A 14585-nucleotide genomic window follows, 5' to 3' on the forward strand; every position below is an offset into this window, starting at 1 on the left:
TTCTCAAAAGAGGAGTTTTCTTTTTATGCTTATGACCATATTGAAATATGATAGAAAGAAGAGCAACCACTCTAACAGGAAATTACATAATGTGTGGACCTTTTTGGTTATCAGGGTTTATGCAAAAATGAAGCAAGGGGGTTAGGAAGTGTTTAGTGATTTTAAGCTTATGGATGAACGACCAGTTTATGTACAATTGAAGGATTATGTTCAAGACATGATTGTCAAGGGGCATCTGTTGGAACATCAAAAGCTTCCATCTACCCGTGAACTTAGTAAGTTATTAGCGGTCAGTAGAAACACGGTGCTGAACGCATATGCCGAATTAGAGCTAGATGGCATCATCTATGCAGTGAAAGGAAAAGGGCATTTTATCGGAAAGGTTACTACATTGAAAACTTCTTCTATTGAAATAGATTGGAAACAAAGGCTGAATGAAACAACTTTATTAGCTGATGAAATTGATTTAATACGACAAGATATACACTGGAAAAAAGGCATGATTTCATTTACTAGTATAGCTCCAGAAGAAAAGCTTTTTGATGTTGAAAATTTCAAAAGGGCATTTCTCATAAGGATGTCCATTGAAGGAGATATTGTCTTAAACTATGGCTATGCCAAGGGCTATAAGCCCTTAATTGACCACCTTCTTAGCTATATGGAGATGAAAGGTGTGGACATTTCTAATAAAGATATTTTAATTACAAATGGTTTTACAGAAGGTCTAGATATTTTATTGTCCTCTTTAGCTAAAAAATCAGGGCGTGTACTATGTGAAAATCCTACACATCATGCAGCATTGAAGCTTTTCCGTTTGCATGGGTTAGACGTACATGGCATCGATATGCAAGATGACGGGATTGACATGGAACAGGTGGAAAAAACATTAGCAGATAAGGACTTTGATTTTGCCTATCTTATCCCGTCCTATCATAATCCAACAGGAATTGTCACTTCCTCCGAGAAAAGGAGTGCTATTTTTCAGCTTTTTTCCAAATATCAAATACCCATTATAGAAGATGGTTTTAATGAGGAATTAAGGTATTCAAGCTCACATTTGGCACCACTAATCGCTTTTAGCGGTATAGGTAATAACATTGTCTATATTGGTAGCTTTTCTAAAATTCTTTTCCCAGGCTTACGTGTTGGCTGGATTTTAGCAGATAGGGAGTTAATTGATAGCTTGGAAAGTATGAAAAGAGCTCGAACAATTCATACATCAACACTGGATCAGGCAGTGTTATATCAATATTTACAGGATGGTTACTTTGAAAAATATTTAAAGAAAGCAAGATTTGTTTACAAGAAAAAATATGAGCTTGCCCGTCAAGCTTGTATCCAATACATTCCCTATAGCAGGATAACAGGGGATGGGGGGCTTCACCTTTTTATAGAACTAAAAGAGGACGTAGATGCACGATTGTTGCTTGAGAAATGCTATGACAAGGGCGTTGTATTTTATCCAGGTGATGTATTTTATACAAATGGAAGAGGTAGTAATACATTTCGTTTAGGTTTTTCCCGTTTAGCAGATGACGATATTGTTCGAGGTATTCAAATTATTGGTGATACATTGAAAACGTTATGAGGAGTTGAAAAAATGAAGGTTGGCGTAATTATGGGTGGTACTTCCTCTGAAAAGCAGGTTTCCATCATGACAGGTAAGGAAATGGTCACTCAATTAGATAAGCAAAAATACGAAGTTGTGGCAATCACATTAGATAACAACAAAGAGGTAATTGACAAGGTAGGTGATATTGATGTGGCTTTGTTAGCACTTCACGGTAAGTTCGGGGAAGATGGTACGATTCAGGGGGTACTAGAAACGTTGGGTATTCCTTATACAGGAAGCGGTCTTCTAGCAAGTAGTTTGTGCATGGATAAAAATATGGCAAAAAAAATCCTTCGATATGAAGGTGTCGCAACTCCAGATTGGGTGCATCTCATAAAGGAAGAGGAGTTGCCCTTGCAGGATATAGAGCTTATGGGTTATCCACTTGTAGTTAAACCAAATGCTGGCGGCTCTAGTGTGGGTGTTCAAATTGTCCATGATCGGAGTGCCTTATTGGCTGCGGTTGCAGAAGTATTTAAGTGGGATAACGAAATCATTATTGAGCAGTATTTGATTGGTGACGAAATTACATGCCCAATACTCAATGAACAGCTATTGCCAGTCCTGTCAATCAAACATACAGCAGTATTTTTTGACTATCAGGCAAAATATGACGATGCTTCTACCGTGGAGGAGCCTGTGGAACTACCACTTGCAATTCATGACCGAGTGGCAAAGGCTGCGATGATCAGTTACAAGGCTTTAAGATGCAGTGTCTACGCAAGAGTAGATATGTTAATGAAGGATGGCGTTCCTTATGTGTTGGAGGTTAATACGTTGCCTGGCATGACGCAAAATAGCCTACTACCAAAAAGTGCCCTTGCTGCGGGGATCAGCTATTCAGCACTATTAGACAGCATTATCCAAAGCTCTTTACAGATTGATAGAAATAGGTAAATCGAAAAACAAAACCACCAATAGAATTTTTGTGAAAGGAGAAAATGAACATCCGTTCCAAGCTACTTCTAATTGGTTATTCGATCTTTACTGTTAGGATGAAAGATAAGGAAAAGACACTTTTGCACATGGTGATTTGAGTGACGCTGGCGGAACGGAAATCAACCCTTCGCTTTGCCAAAAGTTCTTTTTCTGCTAGTGAAATCTTTTTCAACAACATAAAACACCTTTTGTTGTTACCTACAAAAGGTGTTTTGATTGTTTTATGATTTTGCTAATTCAATAAAGCCTTCTCCGAAAACGTCCCTTACATCATGAATGGCAATAAAGGCGTCCTTGTCGACTTCTTTGACAATTTTTTTGAGCTTTACAACTTCTTGCTTACTAATAACAATATACAGGATTTCCTTTTGTTCCTTTGTATAATAACCATGACCTGATAGCACAGTTACCCCACGATTCATATAAGCAGTTACCTGTCCAGCAATGTCTTCAGGTTTTTTAGAGATAATGGTAACTGCCTTTTTAGGGTTAACCCCTTCAATAACAAACTCCATTACCTTTGTACCAACATACAGCATAACAATTGTTAGCATTAATGCCTCCGCACCAATGATAAAATAAGATGAAAAAGCAACAATTAAATCGAAGAATAAAAGTCCATAGCTAATACTCCATCCAAGATATTTGTTAGTGATTCTCGCTAAAATTGTAGAACCTGCTGTTGTACCACCAACTCTTATAATTAAGCCAATACCGACTCCTGCAAATACGCCACCAAAAATTGTATTGACGATAATCTCATCTGAAGAAATAGACCACGTTTCTGTTAAATGTAAAAATAAAGAGTGGAATGAGACCGCAATGATTGTATAAATTGTTGTTTGTCTATTTAAAAATTTATAACCAACGATAAGTAAAGCTGCGTTCATAACAAAGCTGACAATACTTGGCGACCATCCGAACAGATAATAAGCAATAATCGTTAAGCCTGTTACGCCACCTTCACCTAAATCATTAGGAATAACAAATAAGTTAACTGCTAGGGCAAAAAGCAGTGATCCAAGCATAATCATTAAAATATCGATAACATATTTCTTCATTCACATAACACCACCAAATCAAATTTTATTTTTCTTAAATTCCATACTATATCAGGTTTTCAGCAAATGATATACTTTTTGGAATGTTCATTTGTGATATATCGACAGTAATTAGTGTGTCTTTAGAGAGAACTTTGGAAACTTGACATATTATAGCCAGAATTTATAATAGTCGTAACAATGCTAGGAGGGTTATTAAAAAATGACACATGCTATGAGACTACGTTTCCCAATATTGAACCAGTAACTGAATAGGGCCAAACGCTGTTTTGTGAAAACAGAGTAAATGGGATAGTCTGTCCTTTTTTAATCATCTTCATAATCATGAGAAAAAAGAGACGTTTGTCTTACAATAAATCTCTTTTACTTTACATCACAGGCAAAGTTGTCTGTGTTTTTTTATTGAATGTAGGGAGGAAAGTGAAATGTATAGTCTATTATTCTTTTAATACGAGCTTTGATTAAAAGCTCGTATCGATACCATCGCTATCGGTACGGAATGATCAATTTCGGGAGGTAGCAAAATGGAAAAGGTTTGCTTTGAGTTAGAGAATGTAGTCGTTACTTATTTAGATAAAGAACTATTAAATATTGAAAAATTAGCTGTGCATCAATTTGACCGAATAGGAATCGTTGGTAAAAATGGTGCAGGTAAAAGTACGTTGATGAAGTTACTTGCTGGCAAGATACAACCAATAAGTGGGAAATTGAAAAGGCATGTTCATTTCGGATACTTTGAACAGATGGAGGCACCAACGTTAATAGAGGCAGATCCACAGTTATTAGGGAAATTAGCAGTACCTACGTATTCTGAAGGATTAAGTGGTGGAGAGCAAACAAGATTAAAGCTAGCACAATTATTTACTTCTTATGAGGAAGCTTTGCTTATTGATGAGCCGACAACACATTTGGATCAACTCGGCATCTCATTTTTATTAGATGAATTACGTTATTATTATGGGGCCCTCATACTCATTAGCCATGATCGTGCTGTACTAGATGAGCTGGTTACAACGATATGGGAGGTAGATGGTGGTAAGGTAACGATCTACTCAGGGAATTACAGCGAGTATGCCATGCAAAAGCAATTAGAGCAAGATCAACAAAATCAGGCTCATGAACAATACTTGAAAGAAAAGAGCAGGCTTGAAAAAGCTGTAGATGAAAAAATGAAAAAAGCTGAAAAAATTGCTCAGGCAGGCAATATGTCTAAAAGAGAGGCTAACGCTAAACCTAATCGTATGTTTATGACAAAGTCCAAAGGCACAAGTCAAAAAGCCGTACAGCGTGCAGCAAAAGCTATCGAACATCGGATAGGGAAGCTTCATAAAGCAGAAGCGGTTCAGGAAGAAAGAAAAATTGTTTTTCGACAATCAAAAGCCTTGGCATTGCATAATAAGTACCCCATTATGGCAGATCGATTCACTTTACATGCTCAAGATAAGGTACTATTACACGAGGTGAGCTTCCAAATCCCGTTAGGTAAAAAAATTGCGCTTAAGGGTAACAATGGTAGTGGTAAAAGTACATTACTAAAACATATAGCCAATAATGGTGAGGGTATAACTATTTCTCCAAAGGCTAAAATAGGTTATTTTCATCAGATGAGCTACCAATTTGCTGGTGAGGAAACAGTGCTACAATTTTTAAAGAATCGCTCTGAATATGATGAAAGTTTATTACGAAGCGTACTTCATTCCATGCAGTTTGCTGGCACTGATTTACAAAAGAAAATTACCACACTTAGTGGTGGTGAGGCCATACGCCTTCAGCTTTGTCAGCTATTTTTAGGAAATTATAATATTTTGCTGTTGGATGAACCAACTAATTTCTTAGATATTCAAGCACTCGAAGCCCTTGAACAATTTATAGCTGCTTATGAGGGAACAATAATCTTTGTCACACATGATAAAAATTTTATCGACAATGTAGCAGATATTCAGTTTACTGTTCATAATAAAAAAATACTTTAAGTGAAAAGGTGCGATTCCATTAGGAGAATCGCACCTTTTTTAGTGAATTTTTATTAGTAAGGAAGGTTAATGGAAAATTTCGGCGAAGGTGTAGATAGACAATATGAAAAAGGATGATGAATGATGATAAATACGGATGTGACGACGAAACTAAAAATCAATCAACCAGCCCATAAAGTATTTGAAGCCATTATTTCCCCTACTGAAATCGGTCATTATTGGTTTTCTAGCAGTTCCGAAAGATGGGCAGAAGGTAAAAGAATCACGCTTAAATATGAGGAGTATGGTGCAGAGGGTGTGATCACTGTGCTTGAAATGGAGATGAATAAAAAAATTGTGTTTGTTTGGGGAGAAGAGCATGGTGAAGTGACAATGGTTACCGTCTCTTTTGAAGAATCACAAAGTGAAACAATTATTACTGTTGTAGAATCTGGGTTAAATGCACATGACCCAGAAATTGTGACAAAAATGATGGGCCAAAAAGAGGGTTGGGTCTATACATTAACATGCCTCAAAGGATATTTAGAAAATGGGGTTAGCAATTTACGAGCTTCTCTAATTCATTAAGGAGGAGAGGTATGTCAACGATCGATATCATCGAGCAATTGGAGCTGAATTAGTTTGTGCTAAGAAGGGTTATTCGAGGTGAATCAAGCAAGGGATTCTGTATGCATACTTGTTGAAGTAATGCCTCCAGAAATAAAAACAGAAATAGCATTACGATTAAATAACCAGTCGTCTACAGTATTACAGCAATGGTTGTTAGAAGCAGCTGAGTGATGGAGGGATGAATATGAAAAAGTTGTATTGGATGATTGGCGGTGTTTTGGTTTGTATAGGTTTTGTATGTAGCATTATTTTTTGGAAGTTTCAAAAAGAAATCAAGAAGAACGATCCTGAATATATCGTGCAATTTATCAAGGAACATAAAGAGGATAAAAATATTTCCGTAGCCATTCAATATAATCAACAACATTGGGTGGAGCTAAACACCAAGGAACAGCTACCGTTAGCAAGTACGGTTAAAATAATCGTAGCCATCGCCTATGCGCAACAAGCAGCGGATGGCCGTATTAATCCTAAAGAGCAAGTAAATCTAAAGGAGTTAGAGGCATTTTACATTCCTAAAACAGATGGTGGCGCACATAAAGCATGGTTGGCGCAGTTAAACCTTCAGGGTGCAGATAGTGTACCTTTAAGTGAAGTAGCAAATGGCATGATTGCCTATAGCTCCAATGCAAATACGGAATATTTAATGCATGTATTAGACTTTCAAATAATTAATGATGTGCTTACACAGTTAAATGTAGAGGATCATGAACCTTTGTATCCAATTGTAAGTGCACTTTATATTCCCATTCACTTGATGGAGGAAAAAAATTTAACGAAAAAAGCAACATTAACTGCTTTGCGAAAAATGGATATGGTTGAATATCGTGAGCGTGCATTGGCTATTCATTCGAATTGGATAGAACATCCTTTAACAATTGAGGAGAAAACAAAAGCTCAAAAAATGCTCAATATGGATTTTCAAAAGATATGGTCTGATCGTTTAATAAGGGCCACAACAAGTGATTACATCTCTATTTTAGAAAAAATGAATGGTAAAAATTTCTTTAGCGCAGAAGTACATAAATATTTAGATCCCGTGTTGGAGCAATTGATGCAGAATCCTAGAAATCAAGCATGGTTAAAACATGCTGGTCAAAAGGGAGGATCGACGGCATTTGTGTTAACACTAGCAGCCTATGCGGAAGATAAAGATGGAAATCAAACAGAAATAGCCTTTTTCGCTAACAACTTAAATACAATGGAGCAGATTAAGCTCTCAAATAGTATGAATAGTTTTCAATTGAAATTTCTTACAGATGATAAATTTCGTAAGCGTTTGAAAGAGGAATTTTCCGAGTTGTGAGTTGCCCATAGATAAGGCAACTCATACTATTGACTACGCTCATCAATCAGTTTTTCAAGAAATTCTGAGAAAGAAGAGGCATATTCATAGATCATGTCATTCATTAAGTCATAGCACATAACTGGAAATTCGCCGTGTTCATCTTTAGACGAACGATCAAAGAAGTACAATTCGTCAGAGTCTGGAATAAATAAATCCAATCTATTCGGAAATTGTTTACACCACTCCTCGTCAGCCAAGTTAAGACGATGTATATAGAGAATATCATGATCATTGATGTCTCTGTATACTGGTGGACCGATTGAGAGAATAGATCCACCATTCAGCTGCCCATTGCCATAATTTTTTAACCACCAGCAATAGGGTGGTGGTAATTCAAATCCTAACTCTGCTTCCACTTCTACAATCCATTCATGTTTTACAACGTGTCCAGAAAACTATTTAATTGCAGGAGTGCCTGCAAGTTTTTCTGTTAATCTAGCATACACTGTATCTACCTCCAGTCTCTATATAAAGATTACTCAATTAAGTCACACTACATGTGAGTACCTTCTTTCATTCAACTGCATACTATAGCGTTATCAAGCATGAGAGGATTGAGATAAATGTACCACCCTTATTACGGTAATTATCAATCGTATCATTACGGTTATCAACCTGTTTATTGGGCCTATCCAAATCAGACAGAACGAGCGCCAAGAAGTAATGTCCAGAATGATTTTGGGCCAACACCATTTGTTATCGACATTGAAGAGGCTACAAAGCGCAATAAAAATTATCGTACAGCATTGTGGACAGGGTCAAACTTACAAGTAACGGTGATGAGTCTTAATGTCGGAGAAGATATTGGTTTAGAAGTACACCCACATGTGGACCAATTCATTTGTATTGAGGAGGGGCATGGATTAACTCAAATGGGGCCAACTAGAGATTATTTAAACTATCAGAGACATGTCGCAGAAGATACGGCTATTATGGTACCAGCAGGAACATGGCATAATGTTACGAATACAGGGGATAAACCACTAAAGCTTTACACGATTTATGCGCCACCAAATCATCCATTTGGGACTGTACAAGTAACAAAGGCTGATGCTCTTGCTGGAGAAGCGGGTTATGGACAGCATGACTAGGGATCATAAAAGCGTGTTTTCATACAAAACATGCTTTTTTCTTGAATTATGATAGAATGTGTTTTAATTGCAGATAATAAAGGTCCTGAATGAAGGGTGATGAATGATGAAGTATTCAAAAGCAACAAATTATGCTTTACATACAATGGTGTTTTTAACACTCAATCCCAAAGGGAAATCAATGAGTGTAGAGTCTTTAGCAGAAATGCAAAAATTATCTCCAACCTATCTTTCCAAAATATTAACTAAGCTTGTGAAGGCAGGTTTAATTGAGTCGAACCCGGGTGTCAACGGTGGTTATCGAATTTCTAAGCGCCCCCATGAAATATCGTTTTTAGATGTGATATATGCAATTGAAGGACAAACCTCATTATTTAGTTGTTCCTCTGAACACGATCATTCCTTCCATCATCAAGGCTGTCTCATTGAACAAGTGATGGTGGATGCTGAAAATAATATGAAAGAAGAGCTTAGTAAGAAATTTATTATAGATATAGCTAATAAAATGGAATTAAAAGGATAGCAGCTGGAATAGGAACTAGGGTTTCGCCCCCTAGCTCCTTATTATTTTAATTGCATGAGTGCGCCAAAATATTGCTGTGCTGTCGTGAAGCAAATAAATGCTAGTAGCTCGCTAATCTCGGCTTCTGTTAAATAGTCCTTTAATACAGCCGTGACGTTGGGGGCGGTGTGCCCCTTAGCAGCTAAGAATGCTTCCGCAAAACCTGTGCATACTGCCGTTTTCTCATCATAGTTCTGGGGATCAGGCTTGCCTTTTGCCTGACAATACTGACAGCCATTTTTTTGAGCTAAAGTTTTTCGAACCTCTTCTTTTAATGAAGCGGATAGATGCCCGTCTTTTTCGAGTACCTCCCCCAACTGCTGCCAGTGCAGCTGAATTCCCTTGTTGTAGCCTAATAATTGTTGAAAGGGTGTTAAGCCCTTGTCATATAATTGAATAAGTGTCATCAATCATTCCTCCTTCTATTAATTAGTGTAAAATGTTCATAACGAAGTTAACATATCAATTCGAAGGGAAATATGATTTTTTTCCTTCAAAAAGAAGGGGTATTTACAAAATGGATTTCATTAACGAAATGATACTTAAAGAATTAAAAGAAGATAGTCGAATTTCTATGAGCGAACTAGGGAGAAGGGTTCACTTATCTGCACCAGCAGTTCGCGAAAGAATACGGCAATTAGAGGAACAGAACGTTATTAAGAGGTATACATTGGATATTAATAAAAAAGCATTAGGTTATCCAATTGACGCTATTGTTGAAGCGACAATCAAAAATAACCGCTATGCAGACTTTAAAGAACATCTGAAGGTTTATACAAATATAGACTTCTGCTATCGCATTTCAGGTGAGTCATGTTTTTTATTAAAGGGGCATTTTCAATCTTTTCCTGATGTAGAGCAGTTTATTGATGCATTACAACCATATGCACATACGAAAACTAACTTTATTTTTTCAGATATATGTGAGGACGTATAGATGAAGGGAGATATGTATGGAAATCAAATTATTTGAAGAAGAAATTGATGATTTAGTTCATTTATTAGTGCAAAATAAATGCTTGGGAAAATAAGATGGTACTGTGACAGATAGTATTGTCTATGGTGCTTTTAAATATGATTGGGGAGTAGGGAAGTCGACACCAATAAGAATGGATGAAGTTCCATTTTAAAGTGTTTGAAAGGAGTTTTTGCATGGAAAAAGACGTATTAAATGCCTTAAGAAAATCATGGTCCATTCAATCAAGTTCTAAATGGAGTGTGGACAGCCCTGCAAAAGGACAATGTGGCGTCACTTCATTAGTTGTGCAGGATATTCTTGGCGGAGAAATTAGGAAGACATTTCTTGAGGAAGGCTGGCACTTTTATAATATTATTAATGGAGAAAGAAAGGATTTCTCCGAGGAACAATTTCCATACCTAATCGACTACCAAGATATTGATTCAAATAGGGTAGAGGCTTTTCAAGATACTAATGATAGTCAATATCGTTATCTAAAAACACAAGTTTATAAGCTTTTAGGGAAGGCAGAGAATTAATTATCTCTGCCTTTTTAATTTTCAAAACAAAGTTGTTGACGTTTATAAAAATATCGTGTTATTATTATCTCGAATTCAAGATAAATAAATTCAAGATAAATGAATTCGAACCTTTAGCTTCGCCAGGAGGTACAATTATGGGGTTTTTTAATAAATTATTTCGTACAAAAAAAGAGGAGGAACAAACAATGGCAGAATTAAATATCGGTATTATTATTGGATCAACTCGTGAGGGGCGTGTAAGCCCTCAAGTAGCACAGTGGGTAAAGGAAATTGCAGATCAACGTGGAGATGCCAATTATACAGTGATTGATATTGCTGATTATAAATTACCATTATTAGGTGAGCCAGGACAGGATGCTTCAGGAGCACAAGGTTGGTCAGAAATTATTGCTAAACAAGATGGTTTTGTATTCATCGTACAAGAATACAATCACTCTATTACAGGGGCATTAAAAAATGCACTAGACTACTTACGTGTTGAATGGAATAACAAAGCAGCTGGAATCGTATCTTATGGTTCTGTTGGCGGTGCTCGTGCAGCAGAACATTTACGTGGGATTATGGGTGAGCTTTTAATCGCAGATGTGCGTGTTCATCCAGCACTATCATTATTCACAGATTTTGAAAATGGCACAGAATTTAAACCAAAAGAAGTACAAATAGATTCAGTAAACCAAATGTTAGATCAATTGATCCCATGGTCTAAAGCGTTGTATACAATTCGCTAAGCTTTTACAGATTGAGGTAGGTATAAATAGGGCATAGTATAGGTGAGAAATATAGTCATGAAAGGGCTTGTTAACATGAAAAAACATACAGCAGGTATACACCATATCACAGCGATCGTAGGACATCCGCAAGAGAATATTGATTTTTATGCGGGAGTATTAGGCTTACGTTTAGTAAAACAAACAGTAAACTTTGATGATCCGGGCACATATCATTTATATTTCGGTGACAAAGGTGGGAAACCAGGAACAATCATTACCTTCTTCCCTTGGCCTAATGCTTATCAAGGACGTATTGGTGATGGTCAGGTTGGGGTTACAACGTATGTTGTACCAGAAGGAGCACTGCCATTTTGGGTTAATCGCTTAGCGAAATACTCGATTCCTTTCCAAAAAGCTGAACGTTTTGGTGAGCAAGTCATTCAATTCGATGATCCACATGGTTTGCATATTGAACTCGTGGCACGTGCGAAAGGCGGGCACAACGAATGGTCATTTGGTGAAGTAACACCTGAGGTTGCTATCAAAGGATTTGGTGGAGCTACACTATTCTCAAGTCACCCTGAAGAAACTGCCAAAGTTTTAACAGAAGTAATGGGTCTTGAAAAGGTAGCGACGGAAGGTGACTATACGCGTTTTACTTCTAGTGCAGAGATCGGCAATACAGTGGATTTAAAAACAGTTGCAGGTCAAGGGGGCCAAATGGGTGTAGGAACTGTGCATCATATTGCGTGGAGAGCCCAAGATAATACAGATCATTTAGAATGGCAAGAGTATGTGATGAATCATGGACAACATGTAACAGAAGTAAAAGATCGTAATTATTTTAATGCGATTTATTTCCGTGAACCTGGCGAAATCTTATTTGAAATCGCTACAGATCCTCCTGGATTTGCTCATGACGAGACACCAGAGACAATGGGAAGCCAATTAATGTTGCCACCTCAATACGAGCAACATCGTGAACAACTAGAAAGAACATTAATCCCGATTAAAGTGCGTGAGCTTGATTAAGCGGGTTTGCAGGATCAAGCTAAGCTAAAGTTTGCGAGATTTATGAGATAGAACGTCCACAATAGATTTTCGCATTTTTTATTATTAGAAGGCGAAATGCTAATCAAAAATTGAGTGCACGTGCCATGGCATCTAAATAGTTCTGAATAGCCTGTTGACTTACTTTTGCTTCAGGCACAAAGACCTCAAAGCAATGGTAACTGCCAGGGTAGAGGTGGAATTCAACGTCCACTCCTGCCTGCGCAAGACGTGTTACATAATCAATGGTTTCATCACGAAATAAATCAAGTTGGCCAATACATATATAGGTTGACGGTAATCCTGCAAAGTTTTCAGCTCTTGCAGGGACCGCATACGGAGAACGGGCATTGATGTCCTTTTCCTCTCCTAAGTACAAATGCCAAGCAGTCAAATTATTTGTTCTACTCCATGTTGCATGATCATCAATAATCTCATAGCTGGAAGGTGTTACATTTCGGTTATCAAGCATCGGATACAGTGGCATCTGGAATATAATTGATGGTCCTCCTTTATCACGAGCCATTAATGCAAGTGCTGCTGTTAATCCTCCTCCACCGCTTGCTCCAGCAATTGCCACCCGTTTGACATCGATACCAAGTGATTGGTGCTCATTAGTCATCCAAACTAATCCAGCATAACAATCTTCAATAGCCGCGGGGTAGGAATGTTCAGGCGCTAGTCGGTAATCAATGGATACGACAACGCAGTTAGCTGTCTCAACAAAGCGTTCACATAAAACATCATCCATATCAGGGTGCCCCATGACAAAGCCACCTCCGTGAATCCAAAGCATAGCTGGAAGTTTATCCTGCTCCCGTTTAGCTGGTTCATAGATTTTAACCAGCATTTCGTCCCCGTCACCTCTAGGAATCATACAGTTGGTCGTAAGTACATCTTCTGATTTTTTTGAAGGTGGATTGGACAAGAGACCTCGACTCCAAGTTAAATCCTCCTCCAATCGAAAGCCAGGAAATTCTGAGTAAGCCTGCCTTAATTCTGGTAAAATTCGGTTAATGATGGTCATATATACTCCTCCTGTTGAATAATGAATCTTAAAGAAATGGCTTTCCTTCTAGAGCCATTTCAGCTTCCCATTTAGCGACTTCATCACGTACACGGGGAGCAACTTCTGTTCCAAGTAGTTCTATAGCTTGCATGACTTGATCATGCGGCATGGTACTTAAAGGAACGTATAGCATAAACCGTGTAATTCCTACATGCTTACGAAGATGAATAATTTTTTCAGCAACTGTATCTGGATCACCAACATATAATGCTCCTTCAAAGCTTCTTGCAGCATCATAACTAGAACGGTCATAATAAGGCCAGCCTCTTTCCTTGCCTAATTTATTCATACCAGCCATTGTTGATGGGAAAAATGTGTCTGCTGCCCATTCCGTATTCGGTCCAACGAAACCTATTGAATGAGAACCTACCTGAAGTTTTGATAAATCATGACCTGCATGAAGTGCTGCCTTTTTATATAGCTGTACAATCGGTGCAAATTGCATTGGGCTGCCACCAATTATTGCTAGCATAAGGGGTAATCCTAAAAGGCCAGCACGCATAGCAGATTGTTGGTTTCCTCCACTAGCCACCCAGATTGGGAGAGATTTTTGAACAGGTCTAGGATACACACCTAAATGATTGATTGCTGGACGATGTCTACCTTCCCAAACTACTTTCTCAGACTGACGAATGCTAAGTAGTAAGTCTAAATGTTCCTCAAATAATTCATCATAATCATGTAAATCGTAGCCAAATAAGGGGAAGGATTCGATAAAAGAACCACGACCTGCCATGATCTCTGCACGTCCATTTGATAGTCCATCCAATGTGGCAAAATCCTGAAAAACACGCACAGGATCTGCCGAAGAAAGGACTGTTACAGCACTTGTGAGTCGTATGTTTTTCGTTTGAGAAGCAGCAGCAGATAGCACCATTGCTGGAGAAGAGGCGGCATAGTCTTCACGATGATGCTCACCAATGCCAAAGACATCCAATCCTACTTGATCTGCAAGAATGATTTCTTCTACTACTTCACGTAAACGCTGTGCATGACTAATTACTTCACCACTGTGAACATCTGGTTTTGTTTCTACGAAAGAAGTAATTCCTATTTCCATT

18 protein-coding genes are annotated in these 14585 nt (G+C 37.8%); 13 read left to right on the plus strand and 5 right to left on the minus strand.

Going from position 1 to position 14585, the window contains the following annotated elements:
* Nucleotides 1-148 precede the first annotated feature (148 nt).
* Both pdxR and BFM98_RS16485 read left to right on the plus strand, forming a co-directional pair.
* Complete coding sequence (pdxR, locus tag BFM98_RS16480) at nt 149-1588, plus strand: MocR-like pyridoxine biosynthesis transcription factor PdxR (RefSeq protein ID WP_066037936.1); 1440 nt, start codon at nt 149-151, stop codon at nt 1586-1588.
* 12 nt (nt 1589-1600) lie between these two features.
* Nucleotides 1601-2509, plus strand: a complete 909-nt coding sequence (locus BFM98_RS16485) for a D-alanine--D-alanine ligase (RefSeq protein ID WP_048393986.1) — start codon at nt 1601-1603, stop codon at nt 2507-2509.
* Nucleotides 2510-2772: 263 nt separating this feature from the next.
* On the opposite strand, the gene BFM98_RS16490 is transcribed toward BFM98_RS16485, so the two are convergent.
* Nucleotides 2773-3612 (minus strand): YitT family protein, encoded by an 840-nt coding sequence (locus BFM98_RS16490; protein WP_036079667.1) that lies wholly within the window; start codon nt 3610-3612, stop codon nt 2773-2775.
* Between the two features lie 202 nt (nt 3613-3814).
* Here BFM98_RS16490 and BFM98_RS24590 point away from each other — a divergent pair, with 202 nt between their 5' ends.
* The 5 genes from BFM98_RS24590 to BFM98_RS16505 all read left to right on the plus strand — a co-directional run bounded on the left by BFM98_RS24590 (nt 3815) and on the right by BFM98_RS16505 (nt 7500).
* The gene (locus tag BFM98_RS24590; protein ID WP_115364072.1) at nt 3815-3859 is read left to right on the plus strand and encodes an erythromycin resistance leader peptide; all 45 of its coding nucleotides are present in this window, start codon (nt 3815-3817) and stop codon (nt 3857-3859) included.
* Between the two features lie 277 nt (nt 3860-4136).
* Nucleotides 4137-5585: an Msr family ABC-F type ribosomal protection protein gene (locus tag BFM98_RS16495; protein WP_066037937.1), complete on the plus strand. Its 1449-nt coding sequence runs from the start codon at nt 4137-4139 to the stop codon at nt 5583-5585.
* Between the two features lie 123 nt (nt 5586-5708).
* Complete coding sequence (locus BFM98_RS16500) at nt 5709-6152, plus strand: SRPBCC family protein (RefSeq protein ID WP_054549700.1); 444 nt, start codon at nt 5709-5711, stop codon at nt 6150-6152.
* A 78-nt stretch (nt 6153-6230) separates the two neighbouring features.
* Nucleotides 6231-6365, plus strand: a complete 135-nt coding sequence (locus BFM98_RS24160) for a DUF4303 domain-containing protein (protein ID WP_217492442.1) — start codon at nt 6231-6233, stop codon at nt 6363-6365.
* Between the two features lie 13 nt (nt 6366-6378).
* Complete coding sequence (locus tag BFM98_RS16505; protein WP_054549699.1) at nt 6379-7500, plus strand: serine hydrolase; 1122 nt, start codon at nt 6379-6381, stop codon at nt 7498-7500.
* 26 nt (nt 7501-7526) lie between these two features.
* Here the strand turns inward: BFM98_RS16505 and BFM98_RS16510 are convergent, their stop codons facing one another.
* Nucleotides 7527-7898 (minus strand): SMI1/KNR4 family protein, encoded by a 372-nt coding sequence (locus BFM98_RS16510; protein WP_241489993.1) that lies wholly within the window; start codon nt 7896-7898, stop codon nt 7527-7529.
* A gap of 207 nt (nt 7899-8105) precedes the next feature.
* Here BFM98_RS16510 and BFM98_RS16515 point away from each other — a divergent pair, with 207 nt between their 5' ends.
* On the plus strand, nt 8106-8633 hold the full coding sequence (locus BFM98_RS16515) for a cupin domain-containing protein (RefSeq protein ID WP_054549698.1): 528 nt from the start codon (nt 8106-8108) through the stop codon (nt 8631-8633).
* Between the two features lie 103 nt (nt 8634-8736).
* The gene (locus BFM98_RS16520; RefSeq protein ID WP_054549697.1) at nt 8737-9156 is read left to right on the plus strand and encodes an Rrf2 family transcriptional regulator; all 420 of its coding nucleotides are present in this window, start codon (nt 8737-8739) and stop codon (nt 9154-9156) included.
* A gap of 41 nt (nt 9157-9197) precedes the next feature.
* Here BFM98_RS16520 and BFM98_RS16525 read toward each other — a convergent pair whose 3' ends face one another.
* On the minus strand, nt 9198-9602 hold the full coding sequence (locus BFM98_RS16525) for a carboxymuconolactone decarboxylase family protein (protein WP_048393996.1): 405 nt from the start codon (nt 9600-9602) through the stop codon (nt 9198-9200).
* Nucleotides 9603-9712: 110 nt separating this feature from the next.
* On the opposite strand from BFM98_RS16525, the gene BFM98_RS16530 reads away from it, so the two are divergent.
* The 4 genes from BFM98_RS16530 to BFM98_RS16545 all read left to right on the plus strand — a co-directional run bounded on the left by BFM98_RS16530 (nt 9713) and on the right by BFM98_RS16545 (nt 12437).
* Complete coding sequence (locus tag BFM98_RS16530; RefSeq protein WP_054549696.1) at nt 9713-10132, plus strand: Lrp/AsnC family transcriptional regulator; 420 nt, start codon at nt 9713-9715, stop codon at nt 10130-10132.
* Nucleotides 10133-10347: 215 nt separating this feature from the next.
* Nucleotides 10348-10692: a YunG family protein gene (locus BFM98_RS16535; protein ID WP_054549695.1), complete on the plus strand. Its 345-nt coding sequence runs from the start codon at nt 10348-10350 to the stop codon at nt 10690-10692.
* A gap of 137 nt (nt 10693-10829) precedes the next feature.
* On the plus strand, nt 10830-11423 hold the full coding sequence (locus tag BFM98_RS16540) for an NADPH-dependent FMN reductase (protein ID WP_004231581.1): 594 nt from the start codon (nt 10830-10832) through the stop codon (nt 11421-11423).
* 75 nt (nt 11424-11498) lie between these two features.
* Nucleotides 11499-12437 carry a ring-cleaving dioxygenase gene (locus BFM98_RS16545; protein WP_054549741.1) on the plus strand — a complete coding sequence of 313 codons (939 nt, stop codon included), beginning with the start codon at nt 11499-11501 and terminating at the stop codon, nt 12435-12437.
* Nucleotides 12438-12540: 103 nt separating this feature from the next.
* Here the strand turns inward: BFM98_RS16545 and BFM98_RS16550 are convergent, their stop codons facing one another.
* Together BFM98_RS16550 and BFM98_RS16555 are read right to left on the minus strand one after the other, a co-directional pair.
* Nucleotides 12541-13482 carry an alpha/beta hydrolase gene (locus tag BFM98_RS16550; protein ID WP_066037938.1) on the minus strand — a complete coding sequence of 314 codons (942 nt, stop codon included), beginning with the start codon at nt 13480-13482 and terminating at the stop codon, nt 12541-12543.
* A 28-nt stretch (nt 13483-13510) separates the two neighbouring features.
* Complete coding sequence (locus BFM98_RS16555; RefSeq protein ID WP_066037939.1) at nt 13511-14584, minus strand: LLM class flavin-dependent oxidoreductase; 1074 nt, start codon at nt 14582-14584, stop codon at nt 13511-13513.
* Nucleotide 14585 lies beyond the last annotated feature (1 nt).

The organism is Lysinibacillus sp. AR18-8 (genome assembly GCF_001705465.1).
Taxonomy (GTDB): domain Bacteria; phylum Bacillota; class Bacilli; order Bacillales_A; family Planococcaceae; genus Lysinibacillus; species Lysinibacillus capsici.

What these genes read in the sequence shown, in the direction of transcription:
- BFM98_RS16485 (WP_048393986.1), top strand. Translation starts at nt 1,601, where the DNA reads ATGAAGGTTGGCGTAATTATGGGTGGTACTTCCTCTGAAAAGCAGGTT.
- BFM98_RS16490 (WP_036079667.1), bottom strand. Translation starts at nt 3,612, where the DNA reads ATGAAGAAATATGTTATCGATATTTTAATGATTATGCTTGGATCACTG.
- BFM98_RS16495 (WP_066037937.1), top strand. Translation starts at nt 4,137, where the DNA reads ATGGAAAAGGTTTGCTTTGAGTTAGAGAATGTAGTCGTTACTTATTTA.
- BFM98_RS16500 (WP_054549700.1), top strand. Translation starts at nt 5,709, where the DNA reads ATGATAAATACGGATGTGACGACGAAACTAAAAATCAATCAACCAGCC.
- BFM98_RS16505 (WP_054549699.1), top strand. Translation starts at nt 6,379, where the DNA reads ATGAAAAAGTTGTATTGGATGATTGGCGGTGTTTTGGTTTGTATAGGT.
- BFM98_RS16515 (WP_054549698.1), top strand. Translation starts at nt 8,106, where the DNA reads ATGTACCACCCTTATTACGGTAATTATCAATCGTATCATTACGGTTAT.
- BFM98_RS16520 (WP_054549697.1), top strand. Translation starts at nt 8,737, where the DNA reads ATGATGAAGTATTCAAAAGCAACAAATTATGCTTTACATACAATGGTG.
- BFM98_RS16525 (WP_048393996.1), bottom strand. Translation starts at nt 9,602, where the DNA reads ATGACACTTATTCAATTATATGACAAGGGCTTAACACCCTTTCAACAA.
- BFM98_RS16530 (WP_054549696.1), top strand. Translation starts at nt 9,713, where the DNA reads ATGGATTTCATTAACGAAATGATACTTAAAGAATTAAAAGAAGATAGT.
- BFM98_RS16535 (WP_054549695.1), top strand. Translation starts at nt 10,348, where the DNA reads ATGGAAAAAGACGTATTAAATGCCTTAAGAAAATCATGGTCCATTCAA.
- BFM98_RS16540 (WP_004231581.1), top strand. Translation starts at nt 10,830, where the DNA reads ATGGGGTTTTTTAATAAATTATTTCGTACAAAAAAAGAGGAGGAACAA.
- BFM98_RS16545 (WP_054549741.1), top strand. Translation starts at nt 11,499, where the DNA reads ATGAAAAAACATACAGCAGGTATACACCATATCACAGCGATCGTAGGA.
- BFM98_RS16550 (WP_066037938.1), bottom strand. Translation starts at nt 13,482, where the DNA reads ATGACCATCATTAACCGAATTTTACCAGAATTAAGGCAGGCTTACTCA.
- BFM98_RS16555 (WP_066037939.1), bottom strand. Translation starts at nt 14,584, where the DNA reads ATGGAAATAGGAATTACTTCTTTCGTAGAAACAAAACCAGATGTTCAC.